At 43.6% G+C, this 14,387-nt stretch carries 9 protein-coding genes and 1 pseudogene; all 10 read left to right on the top strand.

Going from position 1 to position 14,387, the window contains the following annotated elements:
• Positions 1-37 precede the first annotated feature (37 nt).
• The 10 genes and pseudogenes from CLFS41_RS04060 (at position 38) to CLFS41_RS04015 (ending at position 14,386) form a co-directional block, all read left to right on the top strand.
• Positions 38-697 (top strand): VWA domain-containing protein, encoded by a 660-nt coding sequence (locus CLFS41_RS04060; RefSeq protein WP_045091541.1) that lies wholly within the window; start codon positions 38-40, stop codon positions 695-697.
• Positions 698-993: 296 nt separating this feature from the next.
• The gene (locus tag CLFS41_RS04055; RefSeq protein ID WP_045091540.1) at positions 994-1,230 is read left to right on the top strand and encodes a helix-turn-helix transcriptional regulator; all 237 of its coding nucleotides are present in this window, start codon (positions 994-996) and stop codon (positions 1,228-1,230) included.
• Positions 1,231-1,243: 13 nt separating this feature from the next.
• Complete coding sequence (gene brxF / locus CLFS41_RS04050; RefSeq protein ID WP_045091539.1) at positions 1,244-1,666, top strand: BREX-3 system P-loop-containing protein BrxF; 423 nt, start codon at positions 1,244-1,246, stop codon at positions 1,664-1,666.
• A 14-nt stretch (positions 1,667-1,680) separates the two neighbouring features.
• Entirely contained in the window at positions 1,681-5,355 is a 3,675-nt protein-coding gene (locus tag CLFS41_RS04045; protein WP_045091538.1) for a DUF6079 family protein, read from the top strand.
• Between the two features lie 37 nt (positions 5,356-5,392).
• A pseudogene (locus CLFS41_RS04040) lies at positions 5,393-6,390 on the top strand (PDDEXK nuclease domain-containing protein).
• A 53-nt stretch (positions 6,391-6,443) separates the two neighbouring features.
• Positions 6,444-8,951 (top strand): DNA methyltransferase, encoded by a 2,508-nt coding sequence (locus tag CLFS41_RS04035; protein WP_045091537.1) that lies wholly within the window; start codon positions 6,444-6,446, stop codon positions 8,949-8,951.
• Positions 8,952-8,965: 14 nt separating this feature from the next.
• Complete coding sequence (locus tag CLFS41_RS04030; protein WP_045091536.1) at positions 8,966-10,108, top strand: SAVED domain-containing protein; 1,143 nt, start codon at positions 8,966-8,968, stop codon at positions 10,106-10,108.
• Positions 10,109-11,257, top strand: a complete 1,149-nt coding sequence (locus tag CLFS41_RS28900; RefSeq protein ID WP_052665614.1) for a nucleotidyltransferase — start codon at positions 10,109-10,111, stop codon at positions 11,255-11,257. It abuts the gene before it with no gap.
• A complete protein-coding gene (locus tag CLFS41_RS04020; RefSeq protein ID WP_052665613.1) occupies positions 11,214-11,717 on the top strand; it encodes a hypothetical protein in 504 nt (167 codons plus the stop codon). The genes CLFS41_RS28900 and CLFS41_RS04020 overlap by 44 nt, the downstream gene beginning before the upstream one ends.
• On the top strand, positions 11,714-14,386 hold the full coding sequence (locus CLFS41_RS04015) for a helicase-related protein (protein ID WP_045091535.1): 2,673 nt from the start codon (positions 11,714-11,716) through the stop codon (positions 14,384-14,386). The genes CLFS41_RS04020 and CLFS41_RS04015 overlap by 4 nt, the downstream gene beginning before the upstream one ends.
• The last annotated feature ends 1 nt before the right edge of the window (position 14,387 follow it).

Below are 14,387 nucleotides of genomic sequence, written 5' to 3'. Positions count from 1 at the left end.
AAACCGAGCAGCCATAATCTTTTGGGAGGACAAGCATATGAGAAAGAATTTAACAGAGATCGTTTTTATCTTAGACCGCAGCGGTTCCATGAGCGGATTGGAACGGGATACCATCGGCGGATTCAATTCCATGATTGAGCAGCAGAAAAAAGCAGAGGGCGAAGCACTGATCTCAACGGTGCTGTTTGACAATGTGAGCGAAGTCCTGCACGACCGCGTAAATGTAAAGGACATCCGGCTAATGACTGACCGTGATTACACAGTTCGCGGATGCACGGCACTCTTAGATGCCATCGGCGGTGCGATTCATCACATTGGAAATGTTCATAAGTACGCAAGACCGGAGGATGTGCCGGAACACACCATGTTTGTAATCACTACGGACGGAATGGAAAATGCCAGCCGCCGGTACAACAGCGAAAAAGTGAAGCAGATGATCGAGCGGCAGAAAGCAAAATACAGTTGGGAGTTTTTGTTCCTTGGTGCCAATATTGACGCAGTAGAGACCGCAAGTCAGTTCGGAATCGGCGCAGATCGTGCAGTCAACTATCGGTGCGACAGTGAAGGAACCGCGTTGAATTATGAAGTGGTCAGCGAAGCAATCAGCTCTGTCCGGTGCAGTGCCCCGCTGAGCGCAGACTGGAAAAAGCGTATAGACGAGGACTACAAAAAGCGTGGAGGCCGCAAGCACAAGTAAATGTTTTTTGAAGCCGGGGTGACGATTCACTCCGGTTTTTTCTTTGGCAGGAACTACCGTTAAAGCATCTGGAACGGATGCACAGCCCGATGCCGCAGGCAGCGTTCTAAGGGGATTGGGGAGTTTCCCCAACAAGCAGAAAATCGCTTTCGTGTCACGAAAGCCCTGCTTGCAGAAGAGTGAAAAGCGTTTTGAACGCACGATTTTCTGTTTACTTGGAAGACGATAAGTGCTATACTTGAAAATAGAGAAATTATACCCATGGACAGGCTATTTTTGAGCAGGAGGCAGAGGCGATGGCGGTATCATATAACAAGTTGTTTAAGCTGTTGATAGACAAGAAAATGAAGAAGAAAGAGCTGTGCGAGCTTGCCGGAGTCAGCGCAAGTACCATTGGGAAAATGGGGCGCGGCGAACCTGTTTCTATTGAAATGGTAGAAAAAATATGTCTTGCATTAGGATGTACTGCTGACGATGTGTTGGATTTCATCCCAGAGAGTCCAGATAATGGGACAGCTGATAATGTAGAATAAGGATGGTGGCCGAATGGGAAGGATAATACAGTATCGGCTGCTCCAATCCGAAAATCAAACAGGACTGATGAGACCAGTTGTCTACTGTGATGAAAAATACTGCGAAAGTTTACAGCAGGTTTCATTAAATGAGAAAATGGCGGCTCTGCTCATAAAAATTAAACCGGAACGAAGAACCATGAGGCTTGAAAGATGCTTTCAGGAAGTTCTTACAAATATTCCGGAAAACAGTTGTATCCGAGACTTTGATGTGCTGTTCAATCCAGCATACAAGATAGATGTACTGCAACTTCTTACAGTTGCGAATCGAAGCAAATCGTTTTCTGTTTTGTGGCCGGGAACTGTGGCAGACGGAAAATTGGTTTATGCGGAAGATGGATATGCGGACTATAAAGAATACGATGTAGAACAATACGACATAACCTGTGTCGTTTAAGGGAGGATAAAAAAGTGGAGTACTCAGACTTGATCAGCTTCAACCCGATTGAGGATGTCATTCAGCTTACTACGGCGGATGATGCGAACCGGGCGAAAGAGTATGTGAAATCTTATGTTATGTCTGATACCATGGCGGCAAATCTGAAAAGCCCGGTATTGGATCAGCTTCAGATGGACGAAGTGGTTGATAACAAGGGTGTTCTTGTTGTTGGTAACTATGGTACTGGTAAATCACACTTGATGAGCGTGATTTCTTCTATTGCCAAGGATGCGGATAACCTTCAGTATCTTCAGAATAAAAACTTTGCAAAAGAGATGGAGTGCATCGCAGGCAAGTCTGAAGTACTTCGCATTGAAATCGGCGGCGTAACAATGTCGCTGCGTGAAATTCTGTTTGGCTTCATTGAAGACGATTTTGCAGCACGAGGAATTGATTTTGAAGTGCCGGATTTTGATACAGTCCGCGATAATAAAAAGCTGATTCGTGATATGATGATGGCCTTCTCTGCAAAGTATCCGGACAAGGGATATCTGATTGTTGTGGATGAGTTCCTGAGCTATCTGACTTCCCGTGACGAGCGGCAAATTGTTCTCGACCTTGAATTTTTCCGCGCACTTGGCGAGATGTGCTCCAAGAGCAAACTGCGCGTAATTTTTGGTGTACAGGAGAAGATTTTTGATAATCCGCGATTCAGCTTTGTGTCGGATACACTGAAACATGTGTCTGATCGTTTTACGCAGATTGTCATCACCAAAGAGGCAACATCTTATGTTGTGTCTGAGCGTATCTTGAAGAAAACGCCTGAGCAGAAGGCTTTGATTCGCAAGCATTTGGAGAAATTCTCAATGCTTTATACTGGTATGTCTTCCCGGATGGACGAGTTTGTAGATCTGTTCCCAATTCACCCGTCCTATATTGATGTGTTCAATAAGATTTACCTGATTGAGAATCGGCATATCCTGAAAAACATCTCGATGACAATTCGCGATATTTTTAACCGCGATGTGCCAGAGAATGAGCCGGGCATCATCTCTTTTGATAATTATTGGCCTGCAATCAAATCCAATGGATTGCTCAAGAGTGATGTGACCATCAACCGCGTTGTTACTGCCAGTGGACAGCTGGAGGATATCATTAACCGTGCGTTCCCTAAGCCTGCATACAAGCCGCTGGCAATTAAAATTATATATGCACTGAGTGTTCATCGCCTGACTACGAATGGCTTGGACGTACATTTCGGACTGACGGCAGAGAATCTGAAAGATGATCTTTGCCTGTTCCTGCCGATGCCGGAGCAGGATGCGGACTTCCTGTTGGCTCTGATTAAGACTACGCTGAAGGATATCATGACCACAGTATCTGGTCAGTTCATTATCTACAACGATGCCAATAACCAGTATTACATTGATGTGGATAAGGTCGTTGACTATGATGAGAAGATTAAACAGAAGGCTTCCATCATGGCAGACGGCGAACTGAATCGCTATTTCTATCAGCTGATTTACAGCTGCCTTGATTGGGATGCAAAGCAGTATGTTCCTGGATTTGAGATTTATCAGCGCGATCTGAACTGGGATAGCCATAACATTTTCCGTGAAGGCTATTTGTTCCTCGGTCTGCCGGGAGAGCGCAGCACTGCACAGCCGGAACGGGATTTCTATATCCATATTATGCCGCCATACAGCAGCGGCAGCATTGCTGTGAAAAATTTGGAGGATGAAGTTTATTTCTTCTTCAAATCCACTGCGGAGTTTAAGGAAATTCTGGGCTTCTTCTCTGCTGCCAATGCACAGGCACAGATCAGTGAAGGTAAAGATAAGGATGCCTATCTGAGCAAGGCAGCGATGATCCGCAAAAAGCTGATTAAGTATCTGAGTGAAAATAAGAACACCTGCTTTGATATCCAGTATAAGGGGCAGAAGCGGCAGATGATCGAAGTGCTCCGTGGACGCTATAACCGGGATATGGACTTTAAGGACACCGTTGATTTGGCGGCTTCCCTGTGTCTGGATGAATATTTCTGCGGCAAATATCCGGATTGTCCTATGATGAAAACAAAGGTAACTCGGAAAAACATGGCAGAAAATGTACGGCAGGCATTTGATTATTTTGCAGGTCGTAAAACGCAGACGGCAACCTTGATGCTCCAGAGCTTTGGCGTTCTGGATGGCGATAAGATTCGACCGGAAGGTTCCAAGTATGCAGCTTACTACATTGACCAGCTGAAACAGCTGCCGCCGCAGGGCGTTATCAATTATTCGGATATCTTTGATGTCAAATATGATGACCAGTACGAAGATAAGCATTTCAAGATCAACTATCTTTTTACACCGATCATCTTCCTGTCCATGGTATATGCGGGCTATGCAACGATGACTCTGCGCAATGGCACTGTTCTGAGTGCATCGAATCTGGATACTGTACCTCGCATTGGTGTTCTGGACTTGTATGAGTTCAAATATCTGGCACGGCCTGCGCAGATGGCAATGGCAGAGCTGAAAAAGCTCTTTGATGTGCTGGAAATCAATCCGGCTCTGCTGGACAACCCGAATGACCGTGATGAGGGTGTGAAGCAGTTGCTGAAAAAAGCGCAGGAAACGAGCAATGCTGCTGTTCTTGCAAACCAGAAGCTGAACAATGGATTTGAGCTTTGGAATGAACCGCTTGTGGATGCGCAACATCTGATCGCTATGCAGAAAGCCTGTGCAGCAGTTAAGGATGAATTTAGCAATTATTCTGCTCGGTTCAATACTCCGGCGAAGCTGAATAACTTCACGCTGACCTTTGATGAAATTGATAAGTTGGAGGAGCAGATTGCACTGATCAAGGCGATAGCGGAATATGTGACTTTCAAAACAGATTGTGCAAACAATGTTTCCTATCTGAGCAACATTGAGTTTATCGACCTTGGCGCAAACTTCAAACAAAAACTGGAAGCTGCAAAAGACGAATTCCGTTCTGCACGCGATAGCATTCTGACCGGTACATCCGGAGATGCAGCCGCGCAGAAGGTAAATGCTGCTCTTGAAAAGGTAAAAGAAGAGTATATCGGCATTTATTTTGAAGAACATAAGAAAAAACGCTTGGACATTGACGATGCAAAACGACGCGGTAAATTACAGGAGAGTTCCGTACTGGCAAATCTGCGCAAGCTGCGCGGTGTTGAAATCCTTTCGGCAGCCAAACTGACAAAGATCGAGCAGGACATGGCTAACTTGAAAGTCTGCTATGAGCTGACACCGACTGAGCTGAAAACAACTCATATCTGCCCGCATTGCCATTATAACCTTGGTGATCAAGTGCCGAATGTAGCGGGCCAGCTGGATAATCTGGATATTCGGATTGATGATCTGGTGACGGAGTGGACGCAGACTCTGTTGAATACGATTTCTGACCCGATTGTGGCAAGCCAGAAAGAGTACCTGAGTGCAGAACAGCAGAAAGCGATTGATGACTTTATTGCATCCGGTACTTTGCCGAAGCGTGTTGACGATTTCTTCATCAAGGCGATTCAGGCATTGCTGAAGGGCTTTGAACCTGTGGTAGTGGATGCAAAAGATTTGATGGATAAGCTGATGAAGCTGCCGCCGATGGATGAAGTTAGCTTTAAGCAGAAGCTGAATGAGCTGATTGCTGGCTATACCAAGGGTAAGGACGAAGGTAAACTCCGTATTATTGTTAAGTAAGAAAAAATTGTGAGAAAGCGAGGCGAAGCGTGTGCTGATGAATACACCGGAGTATCTCTCCATCATCGAAAATATCAAAAGTGAGATCAAGGCTGCACAATACCGTGCAACGATTCATGCGAATTCGGATTTGCTACTCCTTTATTATGACATTGGAACGGTTATTAACGAATACAAAACATGGGGAAATAAATTCATTGAAAATCTCTCCTATGATATTCAGGTGACTTTCCCGAGAGAAAAGGGTATTCTGTCCGAAATCTGAAGTACATGGCGAAATTTGCAGCCCGCTTTGCTGACAGAGAAATTGTGCAAGAGGTGCTTGCACAAATTACTTGGTATCACAATATTGCTTTGATGGATAAGGTTAAAACTGCGGAAGAACATATCTGGTATGCAAATGCAACGGCACAAAATGGCTGGTCCCGTAATGTTCTTGTCCATCAGATCGAAAGTGGCTTATATCAGCGGCAAGTTCTGGCGGATAAGGTCACGAATTTTGAACGCCGTCTACCATCTCCGCAGAGTGAGCTTGCAGTGCAGACTATGAAAGACCCGTATGTCTTTGATTTCATTCCGTTCCGGGAAGATATGCTGGAGCGGGACATTGAGCAGGCATTAGTGCGGGATGTGACCAAGCTGCTTCTGGAACTTGGAACAGGCTTTGCGTTCTTGGGAAATCAGTACCACCTGAATGTTGGCGGCGATGATTTCTATATCGATTTGCTGTTCTATAACCTGAACCTGCGCTGCTATGTGGTTATCGAACTGAAAACCGGAGAATTCAAGCCGGAATACGCCGGACAGCTGAATTTCTACCTGTCAGCGGTGGATGGTATCTTAAAGAAAGAGCAGGATAATCCGTCCATTGGTCTGCTCTTGTGCAAGAGCAAGAACAATGTGGTGGCGGAATACTCTCTCAAGGACATTTCCAAGCCGATTGGCGTGAGCGAATACAAAGTTACCAGTAGCCTGCCGGATGATCTGGAAAAGCAGTTGCCGTCCGTTGAGGATATTCAGAAACGGATCAAATAAAATTGTGCAAGTGCCGCTTGCACAATTTAGAAAACGAAAGTGAGGAAACAGCTATGGAACGCAGAAAGCTGACCAAAGAAGATATAGATAAAGTGCGCAACATCGAAGGCTTCCCAATCGGTACGGATGAGGATATCATTGCACTTTCAGATGCACCGTTTTATACTGCCTGCCCGAATCCGTTCATCGAGGACTTTATCAAGGAGTATGGCACTCCGTATGATGAGGAAACGGACGATTATCATCGGGAGCCGTTTTCTGATGATGTTGAAGAAAATAAGCACGACTTGATTTATAATATCCATGGTTATCATACCAAAGTTCCGCCAAAGGCAATTCAAACGTACATTCAGCATTATACATCGCCTGGAGATATTGTTTTTGACGGATTCTCTGGTTCTGGAATGACTGGAGTAGCAGCTCAACTTTGTGGTGATGGATTTGCAAGTGAAGGGGCGAGAAATGCTATTATTTCTGATCTATCGTCCTATGCGACGTTCATTTCGTCTAATTACAATAGACCTAACGATGTCAATACAATAGATGCATTGGAACACATTATTGATTCTATTGAGAGTCAATATGGTAAATACTACAGTACCATACATACGTTGAATGGAAAAATTCAAACGGATTTTAATGGAAATCCGATTATGGGGAAAATCAACTATGTGGTTTGGTCGAATGTTTACTTTTGCCCGCATTGTGGACATGAATTGAATTATTACCGCGTTATGATATTGAATGGGGCAAAATCCACGGAAAAGAAAATTAAATGCCCTAATTGTAGTGCTGTAACGGATAGAACCAAATTGGAAATCAAGTATCAAGTTCAATTTGATGCGGCATTAGGAGAAACGAGTAAAACGCCGGAACATGTACCGGTTCTGATAAATTATTCGGTTGGTACTACAAGATATACAAAAGAACCAGATGAGGAAGATTTAAGAAAAATTAGAGAAGTTGAAGCAAAGCCGCTCAAGAGCCATCCTACAAATATGATGATTCACGGGGATGAAACGGAGCGTTTGTTCAGGGTCGGAATTACACATGTTAAACAACTTTATCCGACCAGAACGTTGTTCTTTTTGTCTGAATTTTTTGATAGATTTAAGGACGATAACAAGAAAATGTTCTTGTTTACAAGTGCTCTTCCAAAGCTGACGATTCTTAATCGGTATATGCCGGAGCATGGAAGTAGAGCATTAGTAGGGCCACGTGCAGGAACATACTATCTGCCGAACTTGTTTGTGGAAAACGATGTCATTGGGCAATTACGCTTCCAATTGAACAAATTGAAGAATCTGTATTATAAAAAAGGAAATGTATTAGTATCAACGCAAAGTACCACGGATTTGTCCAATATACCAACTAACAGTATAGATTACTGCTTTATCGACCCTCCGTTTGGTGCCAATATTATGTATTCGGAGCTGAATTTTGTGGCTGAGAGTTGGCTTCGCATAACAACAAATAACACTAAAGAAGCAATCATTAACAAAGCACAAAGAAAAAACATACCTGAATATCAGGAGTTGATGACCAAGTGCTTTAGTGAGATTTATCGAATTTTGAAACCGTCAAGATGGCTTACAGTTGAATTCCATAATTCCAAGAATGGAATATGGACATCTATTCAAGCAGCGTTGGGTGTTGCCGGATTTATAATTGCAGATGTGCGTGTGCTTAACAAGGAAAAGAAGACGATTAACCAGTTTACAGCGGCAGGGTGCGTTGATCAGGACTTAATTATTTCAGCATATAAGCCTAAGGAAAAATTCAAAAAGGAATTTTTACTTCATGCAGGATCTTCAGAAACAGCATGGGCTTTTGTTCGTCAGCACCTCGCCAATATACCAGTTGTTGTCGTAAAAAATGATCGCATTGAAGTGATTGCTGAGCGTCAAGCATACCTGCTCTTCGACCGTATGGTTGCCTACCATATCATGCAGGGTATTCCTGTGCCGCTGGATGCTACTGATTTTTACCGTGGATTGGACGAGAAGTTCCTGAAGCGCGATAATATGTACTTCCTGCCGGATCAGGTCAATGAGTACGATACTGCCCGCATAACGACCGAAGTGGAGAATATCCAGTTTGAGCTGTTTGTTACGAATGAGAAGTCTGCTATTTCCTGGCTGTATCAGCAGCTGGATGAACAGTTCTGCGGCCCGCAAACCTATGCAGAGCTTCAGCCGAAGTTCATGCAGGAAGTCAAGGCGGTTGATAAGTACGAGCAGATGCCGGAACTTGCTACCATTCTGGAAGAGAACTTCTTGCAAGACGAGAAGGGCCGTTGGTATATTCCGGATGTAACCAAGGAAGGCGATCTGGTCAAACTGCGTGAGAAGAACCTGTGGAAGGAATTTGAAGGCTATATGAACAGCAAAGGCAAGTTGAAGCTGTTCCGCTCGGAGGCTATCCGTGTAGGCTTCTCTCGCCTTTGGAAGGAAAAGAACTATAAAGCCATCGTTGATATCGCAGAGCGTCTGCCGGAGCAGACCATTCAGGAGGATTCAAACCTGCTGATGTACTATGATATCAGCCTTGGAAGAGTGTAAAAGGAGCGTTGCCTATGGGGAAGAATGAATCATCTGAAATCAAGAGAACACCAATTCGCGAAGCAGTAAAACTGCGCTTGTGGGGAATGGCAGCAGGCAGATGCGAAATTTGTAACAAACTGTTGTATTTGGATTCACATTATGGCGATGATGCTAATTTTGCCGAAAATGCCCACATTCACGCAGTTGGTAAAACAGGACCAAGGCATGCTGATGATATGACGCAAGATGAAATAAATAACATAGACAATTTAATGCTTCTTTGTGCCGAGCATCACCATTTAATAGATACTAAGCCTGAAAACTACCTGTCGGATTTTTTGATTGTACAGAAGAAGGCTCATGAAGACCGGATTCGGAGATTAACGGAGATTCAAGATGCTGATTCTTGTAAGATGGTGACATTCTTCTCAAATATAGATAATGTAGATGTGTTTAATGCAGCATCTGTACTTAGGAGAGCCACTGTAAAATGTGGTCTTTATCCAAAACAGGATGACCCAATAGAATTGCATAATGGATTGGTCACAAAATACATACCATCAAAGGATATTATGCAATTTCAAGCAGCTGAACTGGAAGGCCAAGTCAAACAGTATTTTGGTAGCATTGTAAAGAAGGAAGATGTTGTTGCATTATTTGCGCTTGCTCCGCAACCACTTCTTTTCAAATTGGGCTATTTACTTTGTGACCAGCTAAATGTTTGTGTCTTCCAGTGCCATCGCGAGGGAGATAAATGGGCATGGCCAGATGATCAGTCAACAGTGGATTTTCAAATCCATCAGTCAAAGGCTGATTCTGAAACTGCGGTGGCATTGGTTATTGATTTGAGTGCTGAAATTATTGATCAAAGAATTGAAAATACATTGGGCGAAAAATGTACCATCTATCATCTGACTATTCCGGAGCCAAATCGCGTGTTTGTCAAGAATCCTCAGATTCAAGATAGTTTTGTCCGTACTTTTCGGCTGGCAATGGAAAGAATAAAGAATGATAATCCTAAGGCAAAGGAAATCTGCTTATTTCCAGCTATGCCTGCATCGCTTGCAGTTCGTGCGGGTATGGATATCATGCCCAAGGTGGATTTGCCAGTTAAAATCTATGATCAGCTTTCACAGAAAAATAGTTTTGAAGAAACGATAACGATTGGAGGGTAAATGATGTATACCAAAGAAGCGTATAATAGCCTGCTTAAATCGACAGCTCAGAACATTGATATTAGCGATGAAATGTTTGAGGCAGCAGAAAAGACCTATAAAGATCTTGGAAAATGGATAGATCAGGAGACTCCTGATTATGAAATTAGTATTTATCCGCAAGGTTCGTTTGCCCTTGGAACTGTGGTTCGTCCAATTACAAATGCAGATGATTACGATTTGGATATTGTCTGTCAATTCAAGAGTCAATATGGCTTGACGGCAAAGGAACTTAAGGTTGATGTGGTTAAACCACTGCTTGTTCGTTATAAAAAGACGAGTAGAGAAATTGAAGAAAAAAAGAGATGCTGGCATGTTGAATACGATGATGTTCCAAACTTCCATATGGATGTTATTCCAGCTCATACTTATGGGAGTGTAATCCGTATAACTGATCATAATGAAGACGATGACACTTATGATTATTTAGGAAGCAATCCGGCAGGCTATGTGAAATGGTTTTTCGATGCTTGTGCAAAGCAACGTAACAGATTATATGAACAATATATCAAGGATCATCGTACAGTTGTTGCGCAAGCTGATGTCGAAGATGTAAAGCGTAGAAAGGTAAAAACACCATTACAACGCGTTGTACAGATTCTTAAACGGCATCGAGACATTAAGTTTGCAGATGACAATAGCGGTAATAAGCCCATATCAATTATAATCACAACAATAGCGGGAAGGCTGTATGAAGAAGAGGATAATATTTACGATGCTCTTTTCAATATCCTTTCTAAAGCTCCTTCTTGGATTATGGATAACCGCAAAGATCAGCAATTTTACATAGAAAACCCAAGTTATAAAGGTGAAAACTTTGCTGACAAGTGGAATACGCATCCGGAACGTGCTACTGCATTTTTACAATGGTTATATGCTGCGAGGAAAGACCTGGTCGATGGAAGCCTTTTGCAATATAACCGAATTGAAATGGGAAATCATCTAAAAGAATGCTTTGGTAGCGAGACCGGAAAAGCTGTTTTTAACAGTGAAGCAGAGACAGTGAGATCAGCTATTGCAGCGGGAACCTTGAAAGTAGACACATCGACAGGAAATATATCAAAATATGGCACAGTTTCAGTTCCACCAGCACATCACTTTGGCGCGTAAATATTTGAAACCTAAGCCTATTTCGTTGGTGAATCAGCAAATACAGATGCAGTATTTGTACGATAGGCTACTGGTAGCAAACTATATTGAGGATTCCATGCTTGTATGTATTTTAGATATACAGCCGTCCTCCGAGTCTCAAGTGTATAGAATCAAAATTACTTATAAATTGAGTGATGGAGCACCAAAGGCATGGCTGATTTCGCCACCATTACAAAAATATGAGGGAAAATATCCACATCATAAGTACGGCAAGGATGATAGCGGAAATTACCAACTGTGCGTTTATTACCCCAAATATAAAGAATGGAATCAGCAAATGTATATTGCAGATTCGTTTGTGCCATGGGTCTGTACATGGCTGAGTACTTATGAATACTGGCTTGTGACCGGAAAGTGGCACTACGATGAAATGTTTACAGGCCGAAATCAAATTAAGGAATGGAAGAAAGAGAAATGATAGCTGTCGGGGATTTCGTTTTTGACACAATAGAAAAAGCAAATGTGCAGGTTTTGGAGAAGATTGAAGCATGGGGCTATACTTCTTATAAGGTCTTTAATCCGGCAACCGGTCGGGTGTATAAGGCAAATGAGGAACAGCTTAGCTCATCGGGCAGTACTATGCAGTACGATGAAAATTATCTGCGCTATGTTACGCTGCTCTCTAAAATCAAAAACGAAACTGCCGGTGGTTTCCTTTCTTCTCTTGCCAGCGGGATTATTCCGTTGCCGCACCAGCTCCATGTGTTGAACCGCGCAATGGAGACCAACAACATTCGCTATATTCTGGCGGATGAAGTTGGTCTTGGTAAGACGATTGAAGCTGGTATGATCATCCGAGAATTGAAGAGCCGTGGTCTTGTCAGTAGGATTCTCGTTGTCTGCCCGACTGGTCTGGTGACCCAGTGGGCAAGCGAGATGCAGGAAAAGTTCCATGAGAAATTTCAAGTGATTTTACCTTCCGATTATGATACGATTCGCCGCCTGACGGATAATGATGATGTGTATGGTCAGTTCGATCAGGTGATTTCCCCGATGGATTCTATCAAGCCGATTGAAAAACACGCCGGTTGGAGCGAGGAAAAGGTTGAAAAGTACAATGAGGAACGAATCTATTCCATCATCAACAGTGGATGGGATTTGATCATCATAGATGAGGCGCATCGTGTGGCTGGTTCCTCCGGCGAAGTGGCTCGCTACAAGCTGGGCAATCTGTTGGCACAGGCAAGCCCATATCTGCTGCTGTTGTCAGCAACACCGCATAATGGCAAAACTGAGCCGTTTTTGCGGCTGATTCGTTTGCTGGATGCGGATGCTTTCCCGAATGCCAAATCTATTGTCCGAGAACAGGTTGCTCCATTCCTGATCCGCACGGAAAAGCGCGAGGCCATTGACAATAATGGTAATCTGCTGTTCAAGAACCGTATCACGCATCTTGTGACGATTTCATGGGACGAACGCAATAATTTGCAGCGGGAACTGTATGAGATGGTCAGCTCCTATGTCGCAAAGACCTATAACAAAGCACTGCGCAATCGCAAGAAAAATATGTGCCTGATCTTCCTGTTGATTATCATGCAGCGCATGGTGACGAGCAGTACGGCGGCTATTCGACAGAGCCTGGAGCGCAGATTAAATGTTCTTCTGGAGCAGCGCACCTGCGTTGGTAATTTAAGGGAAGAGGACTTGGACGAACTGAACATCGAGGATGGTGTTGAGGATGCTCTTGAAGCGATTTCTCTGGATATGGAGTTGGAAATCGAGGAGCTGAAGCAGATCATCTCTCTTGCAAAACAAGCACAGTTCCAGAATCAGGATGCAAAAGTAGAGCCGCTGTTGAATGAGATTGATGCTATTCTGAGTGAGGATCGTACACAGAAGGTCATTATTTTTACAGAATTTGTTGCTACGCAGACTTATTTGCAGGAGCTGCTTGTGAATAGAGGATATACGGTAACGATCCTAAACGGTGGCATGAGCATTGACGAGCGAAATGCTGCCATGCAGGAGTTTAAGGCCAGTACCAGTATTTTTATTTCGACAGATGCCGGTGGCGAAGGTCTGAACTTGCAGTTTGCCAATATTATCATCAACTATGACCTTCCGTGGAACCCAATGAAAATCGAGCAGCGGTGTGGTCGTGTTGATCGTATTGGTCAGCAGAGAGATGTACATATTTATAACTTCATTGTGGGGGAAACAGTAGAAAACCGTGTTCGTGAAGTGCTGGAAGAAAAACTGTCCGTTATTCTGAAAGAGATGGGCGTTGATAAGTATTCGGATGTTCTGGACAGCGAAGTGGCAGAATGTGACTTCACTGATGTGTATATGCGCTCTATTGGTCATGCTTCACAGGTAGAGAAGAATCTGTACCCAGTTGAGGCAGAGATGAAGCAGCAGCTTACGAATGCGCAGAAATATAAAGATGTGATTCGAGAAGAGAAAGACTTGACAAAACTTGTCGGAACGGAGTCGAATTTCGATGTAGACAGTGCGCTCCGCACAATGCTGACATATTATGAGTGCTGGCAGGGGCATGACCCGCGTTTGATTGACCGCATCAGCATTGCAGATGAAGAAATCACACAGCATTTGAAGACGGAGTTGGTGCAGGATCGGACGGCACCGCTTATGTCCATCCAGATTGATAACTTCCCCAATGAGGAAGGCTATTTTATGCTTTGGGAGCTGTCTATCTCTGAAAAAGAGAGCGGAAAGCGGATTTTGCCGATATTCGTCAACAGTGCAATGGTATTGCGGCCGATGGCAGGAAAACGTATTATGGATGTTTTCCTCGATGGAAGCAGCAAGCTCAGGGTTTCGTCTGTGCCGAATGTGGATGCGGAAATTTATTCTAAGCTTGAAAAAAGCTGTATGGATTTTGCCTATGACACATTTGTCGAATTAAAAGAAAAGCAGATGCAGCAGAATGAGGAAAGTTTCAAAAAATATATGTATGCTTTGGAGCTGAGGCAAGAGGCCGCAGAACATATTGGAATTGAAAATATCCGCAGAAGCCGCCTGCAAAAGCTGCAAAAAGAAAAGGCCAACATTGAAGCACAGCACAGGAAAGGCTCACAGGTATATCCGGATTTTAGGTTAATCATGATGGCAAGATTGGAGGCGTAAC

This window comes from Clostridium sp. FS41 (assembly GCF_000954015.1).
Taxonomy (GTDB): Bacteria; Bacillota; Clostridia; order Lachnospirales; family Lachnospiraceae; genus Enterocloster; species Enterocloster citroniae.
The sequence above is the reverse complement of the archived record's forward strand: the minus strand, read 5'-3'. Positions and strand labels throughout refer to the sequence as shown.